This window comes from Streptomyces sp. NPDC102283, assembly GCF_044766265.1.
Lineage (GTDB): Bacteria > Actinomycetota > Actinomycetes > Streptomycetales > Streptomycetaceae > Streptomyces.
In genome coordinates, this window is the sequence record NZ_JBIWLQ010000022.1 from 33642 (window position 1) to 57415 (window position 23774).

Here is a 23774-nt window from a genome sequence, read left to right on the forward strand (position 1 = left end):
GGTCGATCCTTCGGCCTGGTCAGGCGGTGAGCGCCTGCTTCACCTGGGCGAGGGACGGGTTCGTCATGACCGACTCGGTGCCCGAGGGGGCCACGATCAGCAGCGTCGGGACCGTCTGGTTTCCGCCATTCGCCTTCTCGACGAACGCGGCCGACTCCGGGTCGTGCTCGATGTTGACCTCGTTGTACGCGATGCCCTCGCGGTCCATCTGGCTCTTCAGCCGACGGCAGTAGCCGCACCAGGTGGTGCTGTACATCGTCACAGTGCCCGCCATGTCGCTGGCGCTCCTTCGTCTCGTCCGTACGCTGCGCGGCCGGCAGCGTCACTCGCGGTCCGGCCACTGTGTCCGTGGCCGTTCCGCATGGATAAGGAACGCACGGGACGCGGCCACCATTCCCACCGTGCCCCCGTACCGGCCGTCGTACCGGCCCCGTACCGCCCTGTACCGCCTGTACCGGCCCCGTGCCGCGGTAGCCGGTACGACGAATGCCTCACCCCTGTGGACAACCGCCGCATCCGCCCCCTGGGACCTGGCAGCATGGCGGGGTGACAGCAGCAACGCACTCCACCCTCTTCCCGCAGGTTCCCGAGACCCCGGACGCCGTGCTCGACGGGCTCGACCCCGAGCAGCGCGAGGTGGCGCTGGCCCTGCACGGACCGGTGTGCGTGCTGGCCGGAGCCGGTACGGGCAAGACCCGCGCGATCACCCACCGCATCGCGTACGGGGTGCGCGCGGGCATCGTCCAGCCGGCCACCGTGCTCGCCGTCACCTTCACCAACCGGGCCGCCGGAGAGATGCGCGGCCGCCTGCGACAGCTCGGCGCGATGGGCGTCCAGGCACGGACCTTCCATTCCGCCGCCCTCCGACAGCTCCAGTACTTCTGGCCGAAAGCAGTTGGTGGCGAGCTGCCCCGGCTGCTGGAGCGGAAGGTCCAGCTGGTCGCCGAGGCCGCCGGCCGCTGCCAGCTCCGGCTCGACCGCAACGAGCTGCGGGACGTCACCAGCGAGATCGAGTGGGCCAAGGTCACCCAGACCGTCCCCGCCGACTATCCGGCGGCGGTCGCCAAGACCCAACGCGACGCCCCCCGCGACCCGGCGGAGCTCTCCCAGATCTACTCGATGTACGAGCAGCTCAAGCGCGACCGCTCGGTGATCGACTTCGAGGACGTGCTGCTGCTCACCGTCGGCATCCTCCAGGACCGGAGCGACATCGCCGAGCACGTGCGCGGCCAGTACCAGCACTTCGTCGTCGACGAGTACCAGGACGTGAGCCCGCTCCAGCAGCGGCTGCTCGACCTCTGGGTCGGCGACCGGGACGATCTCTGCGTCGTCGGCGACGCCAGCCAGACGATCTACTCCTTCACCGGAGCCACCCCCGACCACCTGCTGAACTTCCGCACCCGCCACCCGGGGGCGACCGTGGTCAAGCTGGTGCGGGACTACCGCTCCACCCCCCAGGTCGTCCACCTCGCCAACGGCCTGCTGAGCCAGGCCCGCGGCAGGGCCGCCGACCACCGCCTGGAGCTGGTCTCACAGCGCGACAAGGGGCCCGAGCCCGTGTACACGGAGTATTCCGACGAGCCCACCGAGGCCGAGGGCACCGCCCGGCGCATCCGTGATCTCGTCGCCGCGGGCGTGCCGGCCGGCGAGATCGCCGTGCTCTACCGCGTCAACTCCCAGTCCGAGGTCTATGAGCAGGCCCTCGCGGACGCCGGGGTGCCCTACCAGCTGCGCGGCGCCGAGCGGTTCTTCGAGCGGGCCGAGGTCCGTGAGGCGGGCACCGCCCTGCGCGGCGCGGCCCGCGCCGGGCGCAACGACTCCCTCCTCGACGAGGCGGAGGGGCTGCCGTCCCAGGTGCGCGCGGTGCTCTCCACCAAGGGCTGGACCAGCCGGCCGCCCGCCGGATCGGGGGCCGTGCGCGACCGCTGGGAGTCGCTGGCCGCGCTGGTGCGCCTCGCGGAGGACTTCGAGACGGCGAAACCGGGGGCGACCCTGACCGACCTGGTCCGTGAGCTGGACGAGCGGGCTGCCGCCCAGCACGCGCCGACGGTCCAGGGGGTGACGCTGGCGTCGCTGCACTCGGCGAAGGGCCTGGAGTGGGACGCCGTGTTCCTGGTAGGCCTGACCGAGGGCATGATGCCGATCGCCTACGCCAAGACCGACGAGCAGGTCGAGGAGGAGCGGCGCCTGATGTACGTCGGGATCACCCGCGCCCGCGTCGACCTCTCGCTCTCCTGGGCGCTGTCGCGGTCGCCGGGCGGCAGGGCGAGCCGGCGGCCCACCCGCTTCCTGAACGGTCTGCGGCCGGGCTCGGCGGCTCCGGGCGCGCGGAGCGGGGCCGGCGGCGGAGGAGGCATCGACCGGGGCACCGGCCGGGCCGCGGCGGCGAGCCGCACCTCCTCGGCCGAGCGCAGGCCCAGGAGCCCGGTGCGGTGCCGGGTCTGCGGACGCACGCTGACCGACGCGGGCGAGATGAAGCTGATGCGCTGCGAGGAGTGCCCCTCGGACATGGACGAGGGGCTGTACGGGCGGCTGTACGACTGGCGTGCCGCCCAGGCGGCCCTGCTGGGCCAGCCCGACTTCTGCGTGTTCACCGAGAAGACCCTCATGGCGATCGCCGAGTCGGTGCCGTCCACGGAGGGCGAGCTGGTCGTCATCGCCGGCGTCGGCAACCGGAAGTTGAGCCGCTTCGGCACCGATGTTCTGGCCATCTGCGCAGGTGAGACGGTTGATGGCGAGATCGAGGAGAGCGCCGATGGGACCTGAGGAAAACTCGTCCAGAAAATAGTTTGCGCCCGCCCCAGTCGTCACCATAGGTTCTTAACCACGGGAACAGCGACTTCTCTGAAGCCCTGATTCCGTGCTGTACTTATCCGAATACGCAGGACCGGCTCCGGCCGGTCCCCCTGAGACGCCGAGAGGAGGCGATTGAAGTGATCAGCATCATCGAAACCCAGAAAATGACCGATCTCTCGGTCGTCTCCGCCTGCTCGCTCGGCCTCACCCGCTCCTCGGTTGCCTCGCTTCGCGCCACCGGTCTGTCCGGCATCTCTGCCGTCCGTCCGCTGTCCCTGGTGAGCCTCCCCGTGACGCGGGAGCGTAATGAGCGACCGATCGAGGCACCGGCGGCAGCAGTAGCGAAGGCAGCACAGGCTCAGGCCTATGCCTTTGCAGCAGCCGGTGCCGGAGCCGAGAAGCAGACGCAGCAGCACCACATGATGTGGGCCTTCCGTGGGCCTGAACCCTGGAGTGATCCAGCCTGATCCAGCATCAGGCCGGCGCCTTCAGGGCCGCGGAACCCCACTCGGGATCCGCGGCCCTTTTGTTTTGTCCGAACGGACGGGATGGAACGAAGGAGCCTCGGGACTAGCAGGACCTGGTACCAGCAGCCGCCAACCGGCCAACAGGCCGGCACGACCAGACGAGGACACCACCCACCGTGCACATCGAAACGCACGCCCCGTCAGTACCGCTTTCCACCCCGATCTCGCCGCCCGGCTCCACGGAGGACTCCGCCTTGACCCCGCTCACCACGCTCACCGCGCTCGACGACGCCATCGAGAACCTCGGCGTACCCGTTCCGTGCCGTTCCTACGACCCGGAGGTCTTCTTCGCCGAGTCGCCCGCCGACGTCGAGTACGCCAAGTCCCTCTGCCGTACCTGCCCGCTCGTCGAGGCCTGCCTCGCCGGGGCGAAGGACCGCCGCGAGCCGTGGGGTGTCTGGGGCGGCGAGCTCTTCGTCCAGGGTGTCGTCGTGGCCCGCAAGCGTCCGCGTGGCCGTCCGCGCAAGAACCCGGTCGCAGCGTGACCGCGACCTGTGGGGTCCCCGCCCCCACACGCAGGCTCCGCCTCGGAACGATCGACCGTCCCCAGACCCATGACCCCCGGAATCAGGCACCGATGATCACCCCCACGAAGGAGCCCGTCGGCTCCGCCACCCCCGACGTCACCATCATCGGCGCGAACGACTCGCGTCAGAACAGGACCCGCGAAATGCAACTCATCCCAGAAGCCCTGGCTCGTGCGCATATGCACGACCGCTTGCGGGAGGCTCAGGAGGACCGTCGGTCGGCCCGCCTGATCTCCGCCCGCCGGATGCAGCGCCGAGCGGAGCGCGCCTCGCTGCGCGCCCGCCGCGCGCTGGCCATGGCGGTCATGCACTGACCGTGCAGATATCACCTCACCGCGGGGCCGTCCGGACACGGACGGCCCCGCGGTGCGTTGTGCCGTCGGCCATCCGGTCACGGGGATATCGTCAGAAGGTGGACGAGGAGACCCATCCCCCCGAACAACCCGCCGAACATGGCGTGGTGTGCGCCCGGTGCGGCACCGCCGCCGAAGGCGGAACAGCCCCTCCGACCTGGCTCTGTTCCGTGGAGGACGGACGCCGCCTCTTCTTCTGCGAGGGCTGCGCCCGCCTCCACATCCGCGCGATCGAGAGCCGCCTCGACTCACTCTGGTGGTGAGCGCCGCCCCTCGGCCTCCCTTACGCCTGGACGGGCTCCCCTTCCTGCTCGCCCTCCTCCTCGGAGTGCTCCGTCCCCTCCACCTCGGTGTCGGTGTCGGTGTCCTCGGTGTCCGCGGTGTCCTCCGCGAGGAACCCCGGCAGCCACGCCTCGAGCTCATCGCGCAGCCGGACCGTCGCGCCCAGCTGGCACAGCACCCCGATCGTGCTGAGCGTGACCCGGTGTATGAGGACGTAGGACGGCGGGAGATTCAGCTGCCGGCCGAGCTGATGGGCGGGGGAGCGCGGATCGGCTATCCGGGCCGCCTGTTCGCGGATCCAGCCCCGGCTGAAGGTGAACTCCTCCACCCTCGTGGGCTCGATGATCGGGAGCAGGTAGCCGAGCACGGCGTCCGGGTCCAGATCGATCGAATCCTTCACGAAGCCTTCTTCGCGCAGCAGGCCGTACACCCCCGCCGCGTCGCCCTCCAGCGTCAGCCGCAGGGAGTCGCCGATGTTCCGCGGCAGCCCGCCCGGCAGCCGGTCGACCGTGCCGAAGTCCAGCACCCCCAGCCGCCACGACCGGATCGAACCGCCGTCCTCTTCCGCCTGCTCCGCCCGCTCCGCCACCGGTGGCAGCAGCCGGAAGTTCCCCGGATGCGGGTCGGCGTGCAGCAGGCCCGTGCGCGCCGGACCGGAGAAGAGGAAGCGGGCCAGCAGCTGCCCCGCACGGTCCCGCTGTTCCGCCGTACCCTCCGCGATGACCTCGGACAGCGGGATCCCGTCGATCCACTCCGTCACCAGCACCTGGTCGGACTGGTGCACCACCTGAGGGATCACCACATCCGGATCGTCCTCGAACTCCGCCGCGTGCTCCTGCTGCGCCCGCGCCTCCAGCTCGTAGTCCAGCTCCTCCGACACCCGGTTCCGCAGCTCCTTGATCAGCGGCTTGATGTCCATCCCGGGGACCAGCGGGCCGAGCAGCCGGGCGAAGCGGCTGAGTTGGGCGAGGTCGGAGAGCAACGCCTCGCCCGCGCCGGGATACTGCACCTTCACGGCGACCTCGCGGCCGTCGTGCCACACCGCCCGGTGCACCTGCCCGATCGAGGCGGCAGCCGCCGGCGCGTCCTCGAACTCCAGGAAATACTCCCGCCAGTCCTCCCCGATCCGTGTCGCGAGAACCTCGTGGACCGTGCGCGCGGGCAGCGGTGGCGCGGCCTCCTGGAGCTTGGTCAGCGCGGCCCGATAGGGGCCGGCGACCTCCTCGGGCAGAGCCGACTCGAATACGGAGAGGGCCTGGCCCAGCTTCATGGCCCCGCCCTTCAGCTCGCCCAGGGTCTTGAACAGCTGGTCCGCCGTGCGCTGCTGCACCTCACGGGCGACCAGCTCGGCCGACTTTCCGCCGATCCGCTTGCCCAGACCCCATGTGGCACGGCCGGCGAAGCCGAGCGGAAGCGCGGCCAGCTTGGCCGTACGCGTAACCGCCTTCCGGGGAAGATCAGACATGTGCCCCTCCAGTTCCCAGACTGCCGTGCCGCTCGTGCCTCCGGGATCTCTCCGGCGAACGGCGGTCACCCCGCCATTGTGTCCTGCGCCGGAAGACCACCGGAGGCCCGTTCCCCCGTAGCACCCCCGGCCGCCCCGCAGGAGCAGTCCGCATGGGGGCCGATCGGCTCGGAACGCCAGTCCAGCAGCGGCAGGGCCGCCTCCCAGCGGGCTCCGGTACAGGCAGGGAGGTCCCCGTCCAGAAACGCGAGGGCGTGTGCCGCGGCGAGACCGGCGACCGCCGTCGCGAGCCCCAGATCGCAGGCGGGCACCGCTCCCCGCCGCCCGGAGCGCCACTGCGCCAGCATCCGGGGCCACTGCGGGTCCCGGTCCGCACGGTGCAGCTCCAGACACCCGGCGCAGCCCGTGCCCCCGGGCAGGACGAGAGGCCCGACCACTCCGGTGGCCTCGATCACTCCCGCATAGAGATGCGGAGTGCCCGACGCGATCCAGGGACCGGCCGTGTCCGCGACGGGTGCGTACACCGCGAGGCCGTCCCGGGGGGCGACGACGATCAGGGACAGGCCGGGCTGCCCGGCGCTTCCCGGCCGGTCGGCCCCCGCTCCGTCCGTCCTCGCCCGCCGGGGAGCGGGCCCGGGTGCGGACCGGTGGACGAGGCGACGGGCCGCCACGTCGCGCCGTTCCCCCACGGACGCCGGGGGAAGTCCCCCGGGCGCCACATCCCAGGGCTCGGCCCGGCCTCCGTCGAGCACTTCCACCTGGCCCACCCCCGCGCCGGACAGCACCGAGGCGATGGACGCCCCGACCCGGCCCGCTCCCCGCACCTGGACCCGCATCGCCCGCCGCGCCGCCATCCGACGAGTGCCGCCACCCGGCTCGGGGCGGACGACCGACAGGGAGGCCACATCGGGACGCTGGCGGTCCATCATCTCGGCGCGACGGCGCAGGACATCGACTCCCGGGCCCGCCGGCCTCGGGTCGTCCAGGAGTCCGGCCTCCGCCAACCGTGTCAGCAGGGTGTCCACATGACGTTCCGACAGGTCCAGCGCGCGGGCCTCCTCGTGCAGGAGCGGCAGGCCGCGCGTGCCGTCGAGCAGTTCCAGGAAGCTCCCCGTGGCGAGGTCCACCGGCCCGAGCGTCACGGCATGTGCGGGTGTCACGCCGAATTGCACGGTGTTCCGTCCGCGCCAGGCGCGACGCAGTGCGGGCTTCAGCATCGGATACATGATTTCTCCCCCCGAGCGGTGTCGCGGGCACAGGTGTGCTCGCAGACCGGTTGATCCACGGGCCTTTCCGCAGGACCTCCGCCAGAATGCGGGCCCGCACCGAACCGTGCCGGGAGTTGTCCACAGGTGCGGTGCGTCAGTCGTACAAGCCTCTGATGTTCAAGCCTTTGGTGATGCAAGCCTTCAATCGTTCGAATGGAGGGCGTGCCATGGCGCGGATCGCCCCGGAACCGCTCCCGGGGCGGGACTTCCCGCACGGACAGCGGGTAACGTCGTAGCGTGCCCGCCGACCCGTCGTCCGGCTTCGCCGGGGAGACCCCCGCGCCCAGCGCCGGAAGCCATCAGCGCAGCGCGGCAGCCCGTCCGGCCCGCGCTTCGGCGACGAGCGCGGTCGAGGTCCGCCGGAGCACCCGGCGCAGGAGGACGGTCTCCGCGTACCGCGAGGGCGACCGCACCATCGTGCTCATCCCGGCCCGGATGTCGGAGGCGGAGGAGCGGCGCTGGGTGGGCGTGATGCTGGACAAGCTCGCCGCCCAGGAGAACAAGCGCGTCCTGGGTGACACCGAACTCGTCGAGCGCGCCGGGCGGCTGTCCGCCCAGTACTTCGACGGTCGCGCCAGACCCGTCTCGGTGCGCTGGGTGACCAACCAGAACACCCGCTGGGGCTCGTGCACCCCTGCCGAGGGCAGCATCAGGCTCTCGCACCGGTTGCAGGGCATGCCGGAGTACGTGGTCGACTACGTACTCCTCCACGAGCTGGCACATCTGCTCGTTCCCGGACACGGCCCCGGGTTCTGGCGGCTGCTGGAGTCGTATCCGCGCACCGAGCGCGCCCGTGGGTATCTGGAGGGCGTCGTGGCGGCCGACCGGCTGCCCCACCTGCCCGCCGCCCGCGAGGAGTGACCGGGGCCGGTCGCCGTTCGCCGATTCTGTACCGGGTCTGTACCGGCTTGGTCGGATGTCGTCGTTTGCGGTTAGCCTGACGCGACGCATTTACCTTCGGGATGGGGGACGGTCGTTACGCATGGCCAGGGAATTCCAACGCGGCCACAAGGCCAAGATCAGTGATCTCACGCCGGGGACGGATCTGTACGTAGGCGTGCAGATCGCGGCCCCGGGGCTGACCTTCGACATCAGCTGCTTCGGCCTCGACGCACATGAGCAGCTCTCCGACGACCGGTACTTCATCTTCTTCAACCAGCCGAAATCGCCCGAGGAGTCCATCCAGCTCCTCGGCGCGCAGTCCGGTGACACCGAGTCCTTCCGCGTCACGCTCGACCGCATTCCGGCAGCCATCCAGAAGCTCTCCTTCACCGCGACGCTCGACGGTTCCGGGCAGATGTCCCAGATCGGTCCGGGGTACATCCGGATCGTCGCGGGCGGCGAGGAGGTGGTGCGGTACGCCTTCACCGGGTCGGAGTTCACCACCGAGCGCGCCGTGATGCTCGGCGACTTCTACCTGAAGGACGTCTGGCGCTTCGCCGCCGTCGGCCAGGGCTTCGACGGCGGTCTCGACGCGCTCCTGAAGAACTTCGGCGGCGAGGTCGCCGAGGAAGAGGCGCCGCCCGCCGCCGCCCCGGCCGCCGTTCCTGGATTCGCCCCGCCGGCCCAGGCCGCCGCACCTCCTGCCTTCGGTGCGCCGCCCGCGGCCCCGCAGCCCGCGCCGTCCTTCGGAGCCCCGTCCGCGCCCGCGCCGCCGCCCGCACCGCAGCAGCCGATGCACGCGGCGCCGACGATCGCGGCCCCGCTGGCTCCTCAGACGCCGCAGGCGCCCCAGGCCCCGTCCCCGTACGGCCAACCCCAGCAGCCGCACCAGCCCGAGTTCGGCCAGGTCCCCGGCCAGGGAGCACCGCCCGCCGCCCCCTTCGGCCAGCAGGCCCCCGCTCCCTACGGTCAGCCCGCGCCGGCCCCGTACGGCCAGCAGCCCCCCGTCGGCATGCCGCCGGGTGTCCCGCAGGGCGTGCCCCAAGGAGTGCCGGCCACGGGCGCGGGTCTCCGTGCGGCCCTGCAGCCGTACAAGGAGACCGCGACCGGGCAGCGCTGGACCCCGCAGAACCAGCAGCTCATGCGGGTCGACCTGACCATGGGCGGAGCCGGCGTCCTGGCCCGCCAGGGCAGCATGGTGATGTACCAGGGCAAGGTGGACTTCGGCTACAAGAGCGCCGGGTTCGTCGGCCGCGCCGTGGGAAACGCCACCGGCCAGGAGATGCAGCTGATGCGCTGTACCGGCCGCGGTCAGGTCTTCCTCGCCGAGGAGGGCTCGCATCTGCACCCGATCGAGCTGCAGGGCGATGCCATCTGCGTCTCCGCCGAGAGCGTCCTCGCCTTCGACGAGTCCCTCCAGTACGAGGTCCGCAGGGTCGAGGGGCACGGCATACCCGGCGGCGCGCTGTTCACCATGCAGTTCCAGGGCACCGGCACCGTGATCGTGAAGACCCACGGCACCCCGGTCGTCCTGCCGGTCACGCCCACCACGTTCGCCGACTGCAACGCCGTCGTCGCCTGGTCGGCCGCCTCCCAGGTGATCGTCTCCAGCCAGGTCCGGCTGCGCCGCAACGCGTACCCCGGACACAGCGGGGAGACCGTGAACCTCCAGTTCCGGGGAGCCCCCGGCAACTTCATCGTCGTCCAGCCCTACGAGGTCTGAGGGAGCCCGTCATGGACCAGCAACTCGCGGGCTTCGCCCCGACCCCTGTCACGGCCCGTATGGAGAATCACGGCAAGACCATGCTCAAGGTCGCCATGGCCTCCGGGCAGGACCTCTTCGCACGCACCGGCTCGATGGTGGCGTACGAGGGCTTCATCCAGTACGAGCCCAATCCGCCCGCCGCCCGGCAGATCGCCTCCCAGTGGATCACCGGCGAGGGCGCGCCCGTCATGAAGTGCTCCGGAGACGGACTGCTCTACCTCGCCGACTACGGCGCCGACGTGGTCGTCGTCAACCTCGACAACGACTCCATCTCCGTCAACGGCACCAACCTCCTCGCCTTCGACGCCCACCTCACCTGGGGCGTCGAGAAGGTCAAGGGACTTGCCAAGTTCGCCGGACAGGGCCTGTGGAACGTCGTCGTCCAGGGCACCGGGTGGGTCGCCATCACCTCACGCGGCACTCCGATCGTCGTCGACTGCGGACGCGGCGAGGACGAGACGTACGTCGACCCGGACGCGCTCGTCGCCTGGTCCCCGAACCTCAAGGTGAAGGGCAAGCGGAGCTTCAAGGCCGGCTCGCTGATCGGTCGCGGCAGCGGCGAGGCGTACCAGATGGCCTTCTCCGGCCAGGGCATCGTCGTCGTCCAGCCGAGCGAGGACAGCACGGACCGGCTGCGGATCCGGAACTGACGGGGAGGGAGAACACATCATGCAGAGTCCGCTTTTCAGCCACACCGAGCAGCAGACCCAGGACCGCTACGCGATCCAGAACCCGCAGCTCCTGCGGGTCTCGCTGACCGGCCACGACGACGTCCTCGCCCGCAAGGGCGCCATGGTCGCCTACCAGGGTCTGATGGACTTCGACGGGGAATACCAGTCCCTGGGCCAGCGCCGCGCCCGCGCGAACACCGGCGAGGGCCTCGACCTGATGCGCGTGTCCGGTCAGGGCACCGTCTACCTCGCCAACCTCGCGCAGTACATCCACGTCGTGGACGTCGACCGCGAGGGGATGACCGTGGACAGCTCCTACGTCCTCGCGCTCGACTCCTCGCTGCACACCGAGGTCATCGCGGTGGACAGCCAGTACGGGATCTCCGGGAGCGGCAAGTACCAGCTCAACATCTCCGGCTCGGGCAAGGTCGCCCTCATGACCTCGGGCCAGCCCCTGATGATGCAGGTCACGCCCGAGAAGTACGTGAACGCCGACGCGGACGCGATCGTCGCCTGGTCCAGCTCCCTCCGCGTGCAGATGCAGGCCCAGACGCACTCCTCGGGCGTCTTCAGGCGTCGCGGCAACACCGGAGAGGGCTGGGAGCTGAGCTTCCTCGGCCAGGGCTTCGCCCTGGTCCAGCCGAGCGAGGTCATGCCTCCGCAGAACGCCCAGATCGGCCAGGGCGCCCGCGCCCAGTTCGGCGCGGGCCAGCAGGGCTCCCACGGCCAGAACCAGAACAACGCCTGGAACTGACACCGGCGCCCACAGGGCACAGCGGTAAGGGGCGGCCTCCGGGAGGCCGCCCCTTACGCACATCCAGGCAGCCGGCCGCTACAGCCGGGACCGTGTCGCCTCCAGGAGGCGCACGACGGAGGCGTCGGCGACACCGGGCACGTCCGCGTAGCCGAACCAGCGCAGCTCCAGGGACTCCTCGCTGATCCGCTCCGCCGCTCCGGCCGGGGCCAGCGCGGCGTACTGCACATCGAGGTGCCAGTTGCAGGGAGACGGAATCGGGTGCCGGTCCAGCCGGACCGGTCCGCCGGGCAGCAGGGTGAGCCCCGTGATGCCGGACTCCTCCGTCGCCTCACGGAGCGCCGCCGCCTCCAGGGTGGCGTCCTGATCCTCGCAGTGGCCGCCCATCTGGAGCCACATCCGGAGCTTCCGGTGCAGGGTCAGCAGGACCTTCCCCCGCTCCGGATCGATCACCAGCGCGCTGGCCGTCAGATGCCCGGCCCCGCACGCCTTCCACAGACCGTCGTCGTGCTGTGCCAGGTGATCCAGGTAGACCCGACGCAGCTCCGCCTGGCCACCTGCCTCGTCCTCGGGGCCGTACGCCTTCAGCACGAGGGTCGCGTCGTCGTGCAGGGTCACTGGTCGCGGCCGTCCTTGCCGTCCTCGTCGCGCTTGCCCTCGCCCTGATCGTCGCCCTCGGCCTCGGGGGCCTTCGGCTTGCCGGAGCGCCCCTGCGCCGCCTCACCGAGCATCTTGTCCAGCTCGGAGAAGTCGGCCTGCTCGTGGTGGACGAAGCCGTCCGGGTCGTCCAGATCGTGGGCCGTCGGCAGCATGTCCGGGTGGGCCCAGAGCGCGTCCCGGCCCTCCAGACCCCGGGCGTCCGTGAGCGAGGCCCACAGCCGCGAGGCGTCCCGGAGCCGACGCGGCCGCAGCTGGAGACCGATGAGCGTGGCGAACGTCTGCTCGGCCGGCCCACCGGAGGCACGGCGCCGGCGCATCGTCTCGCGCAGCGCGTCGGACGAGGTCAGCCGGGACTTGGCGGCCTCGTGGACCACCGCGTCCACCCAGCCCTCCACCAGCGCGAGAGCCGTCTCCAGCCGGGCCAGGGACGCCTTCTGCTCCGGCGTGTCCTCCGGCTGGAACATGCCCTGCTGAAGGGCGTCCTGCAACTGCTCCGGCTGTGAGGGATCGAATTGGCCGACAACGTCCTCCAGCTTGCTGGTGTCGACCTTGATGCCGCGGGCGTACGCCTCGACTGCGCCGAACAGATGCGACCGCAGCCACGGCACATGGGCGAAGAGCCGCTGGTGAGCGGCCTCGCGCAGGGCCAGATAGAGCCGGACCTCGTCCTGCGGGACGCTGAGGTCCTTGCCGAACCTCTCCACGTTCAGCGGGAGCAGCGCGGCCTTGCCCGCCGGCCCCAGCGGCAGCCCGATGTCGGTGGAACCGACCACCTCACCGGCCAGCACGCCCACGGCCTGACCGATCTGCTGGCCGAACATGGCGCCGCCCATCGACCGCATCATGCCGATCAGCGGGCCCGCCATGGCCTGCATCTCCTCGGGCAGCACATCGCCCATCGCCAGGCCCACCCGCTCGGCCACCGGGTCGACCAGCTGCCGCCAGGCTGGCAGCGAGGCCTCGACCCACTCCGCGCGGCTCCACGCCACGGTGGAGACGGAACCGGACGGCATCGACGTCACACCGTCCAGCCACAGGTCCGCCAGCCGCAGGGCCTCGTCGACCGCCGTGCGCTCGGACGGGCCGACACTGGCGTCCTTGGAGCCGTCCGGGGCGCCCTGCGAGACCGTCTGGCGGGCGATCTGCTTGGCCATGTCCCAGTTCACGGGACCGCCCTCGTAGCTCAGCATCTGACCGAGCTGCTGGAAGGCGGCTCCGAGATCGTTCGGATTCATCGAGCCGAACATCGCGGCGAACGGGTTGTCCGCGCCCGCTCCCGGCCCGAAACCGAACGGGCCTCCGGGCCCGCCCGCGCTCTGCCCACCTTCGGTGGGGTCCTTCTTCTTGCCCTCGTCGCCGTTCTCCGGCTCCTCCGGCGGAAGGCCGAATCCGAATGGGGTGTCACTCACGGGTTTCCTCGGCTCGTAGGGCCGCCGGCTCGAACCGACGGCGACTGCCCGACATCACCATCCAGCGTAGACACCACGCCCGCTTCGGGCCTCAGTGCTCCGCCGACTCCCGGCCTGCGGCAGGATGGACGCCACCTGGTACGTACGCGTCATTCGGGTACGTACTGAAGACAACCGCTGGAGACGCCCGGTGAGTTCCCCAGATCCGCAGGTTCGCGCAGCGCGAAACCTGACCAACCCCTCGCCCGAGAGCACACCCGAAACGAAACGCCCCAGGACCCCCAGAAACCGGGGCCCCGTCGTCGCCGTCACCGGCGCCGCCACCGGCATCGGCGAACTGCTTACCGCCCACCTTGCCGCATCCGACGCGATCAAGCAGGTCATCGCGATCGACGAGCGCCGGGGAGAGGTCTCCGAGGCGACCTGGCACATCCTTGACGTACGGGATCCGGCGATCGCCGAGAAGCTGCGCGGCGCGGACGTCGTCGTCCACCTGGCCCTCGACCTCGATCTGGAGACCGACGCCGCCGCACGCACCGCGTACAACGTACGCGGCACCCAGACCGTGCTCACCGCCGCTGCCGCCGTCGGGGTCCACCGGGTCGTGCTGTGCACCTCGGCGATGGTCTACGGGGCGCTCGCCGACAACGATGTGCCGCTCTCCGAGGACGCCGAGCTGCGCGCCACCGCCGAGGCCACCGGTGTGGGCGACCTCCTGGAGATCGAGCGGCTCGGCCGCCGGGCCCCGCGCGCCCACCCCGGGCTCAACGTCACCGTCGTGCGCCCCACCGTCCTGGTCGGCGGCACCGACACCGCCCTGACCCGCTACTTCGAGTCCCCGCGCCTCCTGGTCGTCGCCGGATCGCGCCCCACCTGGCAGTTCTGTCACGTCGAGGACCTGGTGACGGCGCTGGAGTACGCCGCCCTGGAGAAGATCGACGGCGAGTTCGCGGTCGGCTGCGACGGCTGGCTGGAGCAGGAGGAGGTCGAGGAGCTCAGCGGCGTACGCCGGATGGAGCTGCCGTCCGCCGTCGCGCTCGGGGCCGCCGCACGGCTGCACCGGATCGGCCTCACCCCGTCCCCGGCCGGTGACCTGGCGTACACGATGCACCCCTGGGTGGTCAGTGTCAGCCGGCTGCACGACGTGGGCTGGCGGCCGAAGTGGACGAACGAGGAGGTGCTCGGAGCCCTCCTCGAAGAGGTCGAGGGCCGCCACACGCTCGCCGGGCGCCGCCTCGGCCGCAAGGACGCCACCGCCGCCGGAGCCGCCGGAGCGACGGTCGCCCTGCTCGGTGCTGCCGCCGTGGTGCGCCGCGCACGCAAGGCCCGCCGCCGCATCTGACCGCCCGCCGCGCGCGAGGCCCTGTAGGAGGCTCCAAACCGGCCGGCCGGCCGCCGGAAGATCAGGCAATTCCGGGATGTCGGAGCCGTACGGCACGATGGGAGCATGGCACCCACCCACGACCACCCCGGCGAGCACGCGGCGGCCGACCCCGTCCGGCTGCTGGCGATCCGGGACTCCCCGCTCTCCGTCGACGAGGTCTTCCGCGCCGTCGGAGACGACGCGGCGGGCGGTATCGCGCTCTTCGTCGGCACCGTGCGCAACCACGACGCGGGGCAGGACGTCGGCGCGCTCGGCTATTCCTGTCACCCCTCGGCCGAGGACGAGCTGCGCCGAGTGGCGGAGAAGGTCGTCGCGGACTTCCCGGTCCGCGCACTGGCGGCCGTCCACCGAGTGGGTGAACTGGAGGTGGGTGACCTGGCCGTGGTCGTCGCCGTCGCCTGCCCGCACCGCGCCGAGGCCTTCGAGGCCTGTCGCAAGCTCATCGACGACCTCAAGCACGAGGTTCCGATCTGGAAGCACCAGCGTTTCTCGGACGGCACGGAGGAGTGGGTCGGAGCCTGCTGAGCGCAAACCGGACCGGGACGTATCAGCCCCGATTTGCGTAACCGCACCCCCGCCACGAGCGTTGGTCTTCCGGATCGTTAATCTGCTGATCGGGCATCCGGTCGCTCATGGGGTAGGGAGGTCGTGATGGCGGCACTCGCTTGGCTGTTGATTCCACTTTTCGCTGCTGTCGGTGGTGCGATATGGGCGAGTTGGGCTGCCCGCAATCGCACGACCGGCGATGTCACCGAACTCGCCGGCTACGCCAGGTTCCGTGACGCGATGGAGAAATCGCACTCCGGTTCCGGCGCTCTCTGAAGACCGGCGCACGCCGCGTGACCACTTTCCGCCGCGTTCCGGTCTCCTCGTACGGACCGGCCCCGGCGGTGCACTGACAGGCCCTTCCCGTACTGTCGTTCCATGCCACGCCGCACCGCGACGATGCTCGCCTCCGCTCTCGTCCTCATCGCGCTGCTCTGCGCAGGCGTGCTGATCAAAGTGCCGTATTCGGAGATGTCCCCCGGGCCGACGGTGAACACGCTGGGCGACGCGCGTGGCGAGCCCGTCCTACAGGTCTCCGGTCGCAAGACGTACCCGGCATCCGGGCACCTCAACATGACGACGGTCCGTGTCACCGGCGCGGAGTACCGGATGAACATCTTCGAGGCCGTCTACGGCTGGCTGGCCCACGACAGTGTCGTGGTGCCGCACGACACGCTCTACCCGGACGGCAAGACCGAGGAGCAGTCCACCCAGGAGAACGCCGAGGAGTTCAGCCAGTCCCAGGAGAGCGCCAAGGTGGCCGCCCTGAAGGAGCTGGACATCCCGGTCGCCACCCAGGTCGTGGTCTCCACGGTGGTCAAGGACAGCCCCTCCGAGGGCAAGCTGCACGCGGGCGACGTGATCAAGGCCGTCGACGGCACGGTGGTCGAGGAGCCCGGAGACGTGGCGAAGCTCGTCACCGAGCACCGCCCCGGCGAGAACGTCACCTTCACCATCATCCCGGCGAAGACCGCCGCCGCGGCCGAGAAGGCCGGCCGCGCCCCCGAGGGCGGCGAGAAGATCACCATCAGGACCGCTAAGGCTCCCGCCGCCGAGGGCGACGGCGAGGAGGGCGGGAAGGACCGGGCGATCGTCGGGATCAGGGCCGGGACGGACCACACGTTCCCGTTCGAGATCGACATCAAGCTCGCGGACGTCGGCGGGCCGAGCGCCGGGCTGATGTTCTCCCTCGGCATCATCGACAAGATCACCCCGGGTGACCTGACCGGCGGCAAGTTCGTCGCGGGCACCGGCACCATCGACGACGCGGGCAAGGTCGGCCCGATCGGCGGCATCACCATGAAGCTGGTGGGCGCCCGGAACGCCGGAGCCCGCTACTTCCTCACGCCCGACGACAACTGCGCGTCGGCCGCGTCGGACATCCCCGAAGGTCTCACCCTGGTGCGGGTCAAGACCATCGAGGACGCCACGAAGTCGCTGGAGCAGATCCGATCGGGGAAGACCGCCGGCCTGCCGAGCTGCTCGACCGGCTGACGGCCGCGCCGCCCGGGGACCGTACGACGGCCCCGGGCAGCGGCCGGATCAGGACTCGAACGTCGCCGCGAGCGCCTCGGCCAGGCCGGGCACCAGACCGGCGCCGGTCAGCACCTCGGTGGGGGAGTCCTTCTCGCGCAGCCGTACGGCGGACTCGCGGGCCCCGTCCCGCAGGACGGCCACGGTCATCCGTACCTCCTGCCGGGCGGGGTGCTTGGCGACCCACTGGGTCAGCTGCTTGTCGTTCAGACCGTCCGGCACGGAGGCCTCGGCGGACGGCGGCAGCATCAGCCGCTCCACCGTCATGGCGCAGCCGACCACGGCGTCGGGCCAGGCGATCGTGCCGAGGAAGTCGTCGAGCGCGGTGCCCGGGGGCAGCTCGTCCTGCTCGATCGGGGTGAGCGCGGCGACGGAGGAGCTGGGGTCCTCAAGGCCCAGCTGAGCGGCGAGACCGGGCTCCTGGACCCGCAACTGTGCGGTGTCGACCAGGGCGAACAGCCGGGCGGGCTGGTCCCAGCCGAGGTTGGAGGCATAGGCGTCGATTTCGAGGACGGCGACGGTGAGCGGACTCGCGGCCATCGGGGGTCCTGCGGGGGAAACGTTGGGCATGGGCAATATCCTGCCTCCTTCCGCCCCGGGAACGGGAACTAGGTAAAGCCTCAGTAAGTTGCATAGGTGGGCTCCAGGATCGCTGGGCCTGTCCACACGACCGCGAACTACGAGGTGCGCACGTTGGCTTTCCAGATGCCGGACCGCGGCGGAGGCCCGACCGGGCCACGGATCAGAGTCGGCCGCCCGTCCCGGCGCGCCCGTACCCTGCTCATGACTTTGGGTGTCCTGGCGGTTCTCGCCATGGCCTTCGTCATGTTCGCCGGGTTCTGGACGGACTGGCTCTGGTACAGGTCGGTCGCGTATTCATCCGTCTTCACCACCACCCTGTGGACCAAGATCGGGCTGTTCCTCGTCTTCGGACTGCTGATGGCGATCGCCATCGGTGTGAACATCTGGCTCGCGCACCGGCTCAGGCCGCCGCTGAGCGCGATGTCGCTGGAGCAGCAGAGCCTGGACCGCTACCGGATGAGCATCGCCCCCTACAAGAAGTGGGTGCTGCTCGCCGTCACGGCGCTCGTCGCACTGATCGGCGGAGCTTCCGCCTCCGGCCAGTGGCGTACGTGGCTGCTGTACGTCAACGGCGTGCCGTTCGGTCAGAAGGACCCCCAGTTCGGGCTGGACGTCGCCTTCTTCGCCTTCGACCTGCCGTGGTACCGCTTCCTGCTGGGCTTCGGCTTCGCGGCGACCGTGCTCTCGCTGATTGCCGCCGCGCTGACCCACTATCTGTACGGCGGGCTGCGCATCACCAGCCCCGGCGCCCGTGCCACCGGGGCGGCCACCGGCCACCTCTCGGTGCTGCTGGGCGTCTTCGTCTCCCTGAAGGCCGTGGCGTACTGGCTCGACCGGTACGGGCTGGCGGTGAAGTCCAGTGACTTCAAGGCCGCGGACAACTGGACGGGCCTGCGGTACGTCGACGCCAACGCCTACCTCCCGGCGAAGACCATCCTGTTCTGCATCGCGGCCATCTGCGCGGTGCTGTTCTTCGCGACGCTGTGGCGCCGCACCTGGCAGCTCCCGGTCATCGGCTTCGGCCTGATGGTGCTCTCGGCGATCCTGATCGGCGGGCTCTACCCGGCGATCGTGCAGAAGTTCCAGGTCCAGCCGAACGAGCAGGCCAAGGAAGCGGAGTTCATCCAGAAGAACATCAATGCCACACGCGACGCGTATGACATCGATGACGCGACGGTGGACGACTACGAGGGCCAGGCGACGACGGAGGACGACACCAAGCTGCGGGCGGCGGCCAACACGGCCGCCAGCTACCGGGTGATGGACCCCAACGTCGTCTCCCCGGCCTTCCAGCAGCTCCAGCAGCGGAGGAACTACTACCAGTTCCCCAAGACGCTGGACGTCGACCGCTACAAGGACAAGGACGGCAAGGAGCAGGACACCGTCATCGGTCTGCGTGAGCTGAACATCCAGGGCCTGCCCAAGCGGAACTGGATCAACGACCACTTCACGTACACCCACGGCTACGGCGCCATCGCTGCCCGGGGCACGACCACCGGGACGAACCCGACGGGGTCCCCGGACTTCACCGAGTCGGGGCTGCCCTCCACCGGTGAGTTCGGCAAGTACGAGCAGCGGATCTACTACGGCGAGAAGACCGAGCAGTACTCCATCGTCGGCGGGCCCCAGAAGGAGCTCGACTACGAGGAGGACGGCGAGAAGACCACCAGCTACAAGGGCGACAGCGGGGTCAGCCTCTCGAACACCTTCAACCGTGCCGCGTACGCGGTCTCCTTCAGCGAGCCGCAGATCATGTACTCGGGAGCCATCGGTGAGGGCTCGCGGATCCTGTACAACCGCACGCCCAAGGAGCGCGTCGAGGCGGTCGCCCCGTGGCTGACCATCGACGGTGACGCCTATCCGGCGGTCGTCGACGGCCGGATCCAGTGGATCGTCGACGCGTACACCACGAGCAACGGCTATCCGTACGCGTCCCGGACCACGCTCGGCGACACCACGGCCGACTCGCTGACCACCAACCAGCGCGCGGTCGTCGCCCAGCAGAACCAGGTCAACTACATCCGCAACTCGGTGAAGGCCACCGTCGACGCCTACGACGGCAAGGTCAAGCTCTACGAGTGGGACACCAAGGACCCGGTCCTCAAGACCTGGCGCAAGGCGTTCCCGGGGACGGTCGAGTCCCGCGGAGAGATCCCGCAGGAGCTCATGGACCACCTGCGGTATCCGCAGGACCTCTTCAAGGTCCAGCGCGAGCTGCTCACCCGCTATCACGTCGAGGATCCCGCGCAGTTCTACAGCGGCAGTGACGCGTGGCAGGTGCCGGACGACCCGACCAACAAGGAGCCCGGCTCCGTCCCGCCCTACTACCTGAGCATGAAGATGCCGGGCCAGGAGGCGCAGCAGTTCTCGCTGACCACCACGTTCACTCCCCGAGGGCGCCCCAACCTGGGTGCCTTCATGGCGGTGAACGCGGACGCGGCCAGCAAGGACTACGGCGAGATGCGGCTGCTACGGGTCACCTCCACCGTGAAGGGCCCGGGCCAGGTACAGAGTGAGCTCAACGGCAACGACGACGTCGCCGAGTTCGTGAGAAACCTGAAGGGCACCGACTCGGACATCGAGTACGGCAACCTGCTGACGGTTCCGCTGGAGGGCGGGTTCCTCTACATCGAGCCGGTCTACACACGCGGTGGCAACCAGAACTACCCGCTGCTGCGCAAGGTGGCCGCCTCGTACGGCTCGAAGATCGTCTTCGAGAACAGCCTCGGAGAGGCGCTCAACGCCGTCTTCGGGGTCGAGGACGACGGAACCACGCCACCGCCCGATGCCGATGAGCCGCCGGGCGAGACCGATGAGCCCCCGGCAACCGGCAGCGCAGCGCTCAAGAAGGCCATCGCGGACGCCCAGAAGGCGTACTCCGACGGCGAGGAGGCGCTGCAGGAGCAGGACTGGCCGGCCTACGGCAAGGCCCAGGAGGCTCTTCAGGACGCCCTGGAGCGAGCCGCCGCCGCGCAGCCCAAGGCGGGCAGCGAGGGGGACAAGGCCGACGGCGCCGAGAAGCCGGCGGGCGACGCCAAGCCGGACAGCTCGGCCGAACCCGCGAGCGCCGAGAAGCCGGCGGACGCGGACAAGGCGGATCCGGTGAGGAAGCCGGATGCGACCGAAGGAGCCGAGAAGGGCTCCGACCAGGGCAGCTGAGAAGAGTCCACCCCGCGTCGTGGTACGGTTTGAACACAACGACGCGGGGTGGAGCAGCTCGGTAGCTCGCTGGGCTCATAACCCAGAGGTCGCAGGTTCAAATCCTGTCCCCGCTACTGAAAAGACGAAGGCCTGGATCCCTTGGGATCCGGGCCTTCGTCGTGCTGTTGTGCGTGCAGGCCGTGTCGGTCCCAAGCTGTGGGCGTGAAGTGCGGTTCGCTGGGCAGCAGTTGCTTTCAGACGTGTTTGACTTGTCTCTCTGTGGGTATGTCGACAAAACGCTGTAGTGACCTCACTGGCCGCGATATACCAGGTGTACGCGGGTTACAGGTGGTGCGACGATGGTATTTATGGGGGACAGGGCAACTCTGTTGGAGACAGGGCGGTTTGTGCAGCAGCGCGGCCATGATGCTGAAAGCGCGGTAGACGCGGCTTTCGCCGCTGCCATCGTCGGGGCGGGCGCACCGGTCCAGCGGACCGCCGCCATCGACGCGAGCGCCGACGCGAGCACGTCCGACGAGGACACCACGGACGCGGTCGACGCCGCGGACAGTGCCGAGAGCGAGGCGCGCCACCGGCGCGCCGCCGACGCGGGGGACACCTCGTCCATGAGCGTGCTGGGCGCGCTGCTGCTGCGCCGGGGGGAACTGGACGGTGCCGAGCGGTATCTGCGCGCCGCCACCGCCGACGGGGACCGGGCCGCCGCGAACAACCTGGGCGTCCTGCTGCATCAGCGCGGCTACCCGGACGAGGCGGCCGGCTGGTGGCGCATCGCCGCCGTGGCCGGCTCCGCCGCCGCCGCGCACGCGCTCGGCCGGCACTTCCGCGAGCGCGGCGACGAGCCCGGCGCGGAGTACTGGCTGCGCCAGTCCGCCGAGCAGGGCCACGCGCTGGGCGCGTACGCGCTGGCCGACCTGCTGGAGCACCGCGGCGACGTCGGCGCGGAGCGCTGGCTGCGCGCCGCCGCCGAACAGGGTCACCGTGAGGCCGCCTACCGGCTGGCCCGCGCCCTGGAGCGGAAGGCCGTCGAGGACCCGCACGACGCCTTCGGTCTGGGCCGGGGCGCCGCTTCCGGGCGAACCGGAACGGGCCTCGGCCTCCCCGGCGACCCGCCCGCACCCGCCCGTGACGGACGGGCGACGGGTCCCGCGGGCGCCAGGAGTGCGGCCCACGGCGACAGCCCCGTGGCGGGACCCGCCGTCGGCCGGGTGGGCGAGGCCGAGCAGTGGTACCGCCAGGCCGCCGCCCGGGGCCACCGGCGTGCCGCCCTGCACCTCGGCGCGATCCTGGAGCAGCGCGGCGAGCTCAAGGAGGCCGGACGCTGGTACCTCACCGCCGCCAAGGACGGCGAGCCGCGCGCCGCCTGTGCGCTGGGCTTCCTGCTGCGCGACGCGGGCGACGAGGAGAGCGCCGCCGTGTGGTGGCTGCGCGCGGCCCAGGACGGCGACGGCAACGCCGCCAACGCGCTCGGCGCGCTGCACGCCGCACGGGGTGAGCAGCAGACCGCCGAGCGCTGGTACCGCGCCGCCATGGACGCGGGCGACGTCAACGGGGCGTACAACCTCGGGCTGCTCTGCGCCGCCCAGGACCGCACCCCGCAGGCCGAGCAGTGGTACCGCCGCGCCGCGTACGCCGGACACCGCGAGGCCGCCAACGCGCTCGCCGTGCTGCTCCTCCAGGCCGGCGACCACACCGGGGCCGAGCCCTGGTTCTCCAAGGCGGCCGAGGCGGGCAGCGTCGACGCGGCCTTCAACCTCGGCATCCTGCACGCCGGACGCGACGAGGACCGTACGGCGCTGGGCTGGTACGAGCGCGCCGCGGCGGCCGGGCACACCGACGCCGCGCTCCAGGTCGGCATGGCCCTCCTGCGCGACGGCGAGGACCGGGAGGCCGAGCGGCACCTGCGCTGCGCCGCGGGCGGCGGCAGCGCCGAGGCCGCGTTCCGGCTGGCCGGGGTGCTGGACGCCCGCCAGCCGCCGCCGGGACCGCCCGCGCTGGGTGAGCCGATGCCGGAGAAGACCGAGTGCGAGGAGTGGTACGAGCGGGCCGCCCAGCAGGGGCACCGTCGCGCCCAGGTCCGGGTCGGCATGCTCGCCGCCGCCCGCGGGGACGCGGAGAGCGCCGCCCACTGGTACCGGGAGGCCGCCGAGGCGGGCAGCCGCAACGGGGCCTTCAACCTCGGGCTGCTGCTGGCCCGTGAGGGCAGCGAGCGCGAGGCCGCCCTGTGGTGGAGCCGTGCGGCGGCCGCCGGGCACGGCCGAGCCGCGCTGCGCCTGGCGCTCCTCGCCGCCCGCCGGGGTGAGCTGACCGAGGGGCAGCGCTGGTGTGCGCGGGCGGTGGAGCTGGGTCCCGCCGAGGTGGCCGAGCGCGCCGCGCGGCTGCGCGAGGCGCTGCACCAGGAGCTGACCGCGTAACCCTGCCGAGCCCACGGGCCGGGGTGAATGAATTTGCGCCGCCCGACCCGCTGACGTAATGTTGCATTCACCGACGCGGGGTGGAGCAGCTCGGTAGCTCGCTGGGCTCATAACCCAGAGGTCGCAGGTTCAAATCCTGTCCCCGCTACTGAAGGACGAAGGCCCGGATCTCATCGAGATCCGGGCCTTCATCATGTACGGCGCCTTCGCCATGTACGGCGACCGAGAAGGGCCGGGCCCGCCCGGAGGCGGGCCCGAAGGGTCGGGTCAGGCGGTGGCGGCGCAGGCCGGGCAGATGCCGCGGTACGTCACCTCGACGCCGGAGACCATGAAGCCGTAACGCTCGTCCGTCGGCAGGTCCGCCAGCGGATTGCCCGCGGGGTGCACGTCCCTGATGGCGCCGCACCGGCCGCACACCAGGTGGTGGTGCGGGTGGTGCGCGTTCGGGTCGTAGCGCTTGGCCCGGCGGTCGGTGGAGACCTCCAGCACCTCACCGAGGGACACCATCTCGCCCAGAGTGTTGTAGACGGTGGCGCGCGAGATCTCGGGCAGCCGGGAAACGGCCCTCGCGTGGACCTCGTCCGCCGTCAGGTGTACGTGGTCCCCGTCGAGGACCTCGGCCACGACACGCCGCTGCGCCGTCATGCGCCAGCCGCGTCCACGAAGTCGTTCCAGCAGGTCGCTCATGCAGCCCAGCCTAACAGTGGAGGGACCGAGTCCCGATCGGGTGTGACTTTGGATGTTCACTTGACTTAGACATTGTCCATTGTAGGATCGGGATCGGCATACGCCAAGGG

At 70.8% G+C, this 23774-nt stretch carries 21 protein-coding genes and 2 tRNA genes; 16 read left to right on the forward strand and 7 right to left on the reverse strand.

What is annotated here, in order from left to right; genetic code table 11:
* Positions 1-19 precede the first annotated feature (19 nt).
* Positions 20-274, reverse strand: a complete 255-nt coding sequence (locus tag ACIRJT_RS32305) for a glutaredoxin domain-containing protein (protein ID WP_403916268.1) — start codon at positions 272-274, stop codon at positions 20-22.
* Between the two features lie 212 nt (positions 275-486).
* Here ACIRJT_RS32305 and ACIRJT_RS32310 point away from each other — a divergent pair, with 212 nt between their 5' ends.
* From ACIRJT_RS32310 to ACIRJT_RS32330, 5 genes are all read left to right on the forward strand, one after another.
* Positions 487-2766, forward strand: coding sequence for an ATP-dependent DNA helicase UvrD2 (locus ACIRJT_RS32310; RefSeq protein WP_403916270.1), 2280 nt, complete (start codon positions 487-489; stop codon positions 2764-2766).
* 167 nt (positions 2767-2933) lie between these two features.
* Positions 2934-3263 (forward strand): hypothetical protein, encoded by a 330-nt coding sequence (locus tag ACIRJT_RS32315; RefSeq protein ID WP_403916273.1) that lies wholly within the window; start codon positions 2934-2936, stop codon positions 3261-3263.
* A gap of 176 nt (positions 3264-3439) precedes the next feature.
* Entirely contained in the window at positions 3440-3808 is a 369-nt protein-coding gene (locus ACIRJT_RS32320) for a WhiB family transcriptional regulator (protein WP_007460056.1), read from the forward strand.
* A complete protein-coding gene (locus ACIRJT_RS32325; protein WP_402101075.1) occupies positions 3805-4164 on the forward strand; it encodes a hypothetical protein in 360 nt (119 codons plus the stop codon). Before ACIRJT_RS32320 ends, ACIRJT_RS32325 begins: the two co-directional genes overlap by 4 nt.
* 98 nt (positions 4165-4262) lie before the next feature.
* Positions 4263-4466: a hypothetical protein gene (locus ACIRJT_RS32330; RefSeq protein WP_403916278.1), complete on the forward strand. Its 204-nt coding sequence runs from the start codon at positions 4263-4265 to the stop codon at positions 4464-4466.
* Between the two features lie 20 nt (positions 4467-4486).
* Here ACIRJT_RS32330 and ACIRJT_RS32335 read toward each other — a convergent pair whose 3' ends face one another.
* Positions 4487-5950 carry an ABC1 kinase family protein gene (locus ACIRJT_RS32335; protein WP_403916280.1) on the reverse strand — a complete coding sequence of 488 codons (1464 nt, stop codon included), beginning with the start codon at positions 5948-5950 and terminating at the stop codon, positions 4487-4489.
* A gap of 65 nt (positions 5951-6015) precedes the next feature.
* Positions 6016-7176, reverse strand: a complete 1161-nt coding sequence (locus tag ACIRJT_RS32340) for a ThiF family adenylyltransferase (protein ID WP_403916283.1) — start codon at positions 7174-7176, stop codon at positions 6016-6018.
* 279 nt (positions 7177-7455) lie between these two features.
* Between ACIRJT_RS32340 and ACIRJT_RS32345 the strand changes: the two genes are divergently transcribed.
* The 4 genes from ACIRJT_RS32345 to ACIRJT_RS32360 all read left to right on the forward strand — a co-directional run bounded on the left by ACIRJT_RS32345 (position 7456) and on the right by ACIRJT_RS32360 (position 11290).
* Positions 7456-8079, forward strand: coding sequence for a M48 family metallopeptidase (locus tag ACIRJT_RS32345; protein ID WP_403916286.1), 624 nt, complete (start codon positions 7456-7458; stop codon positions 8077-8079).
* Positions 8080-8200: 121 nt separating this feature from the next.
* Positions 8201-9823 (forward strand): TerD family protein, encoded by a 1623-nt coding sequence (locus ACIRJT_RS32350; RefSeq protein ID WP_403916288.1) that lies wholly within the window; start codon positions 8201-8203, stop codon positions 9821-9823.
* Positions 9824-9834: 11 nt separating this feature from the next.
* The gene (locus tag ACIRJT_RS32355) at positions 9835-10515 is read left to right on the forward strand and encodes an AIM24 family protein (protein ID WP_403916291.1); all 681 of its coding nucleotides are present in this window, start codon (positions 9835-9837) and stop codon (positions 10513-10515) included.
* Between the two features lie 19 nt (positions 10516-10534).
* Complete coding sequence (locus ACIRJT_RS32360; protein WP_403916293.1) at positions 10535-11290, forward strand: AIM24 family protein; 756 nt, start codon at positions 10535-10537, stop codon at positions 11288-11290.
* Positions 11291-11368: 78 nt separating this feature from the next.
* Here the strand turns inward: ACIRJT_RS32360 and ACIRJT_RS32365 are convergent, their stop codons facing one another.
* Both ACIRJT_RS32365 and ACIRJT_RS32370 read right to left on the reverse strand, forming a co-directional pair.
* A complete protein-coding gene (locus tag ACIRJT_RS32365; protein WP_403916295.1) occupies positions 11369-11908 on the reverse strand; it encodes an NUDIX hydrolase in 540 nt (179 codons plus the stop codon).
* Complete coding sequence (locus ACIRJT_RS32370; protein ID WP_403916297.1) at positions 11905-13359, reverse strand: zinc-dependent metalloprotease; 1455 nt, start codon at positions 13357-13359, stop codon at positions 11905-11907. Before ACIRJT_RS32370 ends, ACIRJT_RS32365 begins: the two co-directional genes overlap by 4 nt.
* Before the next feature lie 190 nt (positions 13360-13549).
* On the opposite strand from ACIRJT_RS32370, the gene ACIRJT_RS32375 reads away from it, so the two are divergent.
* The 3 genes from ACIRJT_RS32375 (at position 13550) to ACIRJT_RS32385 (ending at position 16783) form a co-directional block, all read left to right on the forward strand.
* Positions 13550-14701, forward strand: coding sequence for an SDR family oxidoreductase (locus ACIRJT_RS32375; protein WP_403916300.1), 1152 nt, complete (start codon positions 13550-13552; stop codon positions 14699-14701).
* 105 nt (positions 14702-14806) lie between these two features.
* Complete coding sequence (locus ACIRJT_RS32380) at positions 14807-15268, forward strand: molybdenum cofactor biosynthesis protein MoaE (protein ID WP_097870409.1); 462 nt, start codon at positions 14807-14809, stop codon at positions 15266-15268.
* Between the two features lie 399 nt (positions 15269-15667).
* Entirely contained in the window at positions 15668-16783 is a 1116-nt protein-coding gene (locus tag ACIRJT_RS32385) for a PDZ domain-containing protein (protein WP_403916302.1), read from the forward strand.
* Positions 16784-16831: 48 nt separating this feature from the next.
* Here ACIRJT_RS32385 and ACIRJT_RS32390 read toward each other — a convergent pair whose 3' ends face one another.
* Complete coding sequence (locus ACIRJT_RS32390; RefSeq protein WP_403916305.1) at positions 16832-17392, reverse strand: PPA1309 family protein; 561 nt, start codon at positions 17390-17392, stop codon at positions 16832-16834.
* 135 nt (positions 17393-17527) lie between these two features.
* Here ACIRJT_RS32390 and ACIRJT_RS32395 point away from each other — a divergent pair, with 135 nt between their 5' ends.
* The 4 genes from ACIRJT_RS32395 to ACIRJT_RS32410 all read left to right on the forward strand — a co-directional run bounded on the left by ACIRJT_RS32395 (position 17528) and on the right by ACIRJT_RS32410 (position 23125).
* Complete coding sequence (locus ACIRJT_RS32395) at positions 17528-20563, forward strand: UPF0182 family protein (protein ID WP_403916484.1); 3036 nt, start codon at positions 17528-17530, stop codon at positions 20561-20563.
* 42 nt (positions 20564-20605) lie between these two features.
* Positions 20606-20679, forward strand: a tRNA-Met gene (locus ACIRJT_RS32400).
* Between the two features lie 225 nt (positions 20680-20904).
* Complete coding sequence (locus tag ACIRJT_RS32405) at positions 20905-22977, forward strand: tetratricopeptide repeat protein (RefSeq protein ID WP_403916308.1); 2073 nt, start codon at positions 20905-20907, stop codon at positions 22975-22977.
* Positions 22978-23051: 74 nt separating this feature from the next.
* A tRNA-Met gene (locus ACIRJT_RS32410) sits at positions 23052-23125 on the forward strand.
* A gap of 119 nt (positions 23126-23244) precedes the next feature.
* Here the strand turns inward: ACIRJT_RS32410 and ACIRJT_RS32415 are convergent.
* The gene (locus ACIRJT_RS32415) at positions 23245-23664 is read right to left on the reverse strand and encodes a Fur family transcriptional regulator (protein WP_403916309.1); all 420 of its coding nucleotides are present in this window, start codon (positions 23662-23664) and stop codon (positions 23245-23247) included.
* Positions 23665-23774 lie beyond the last annotated feature (110 nt).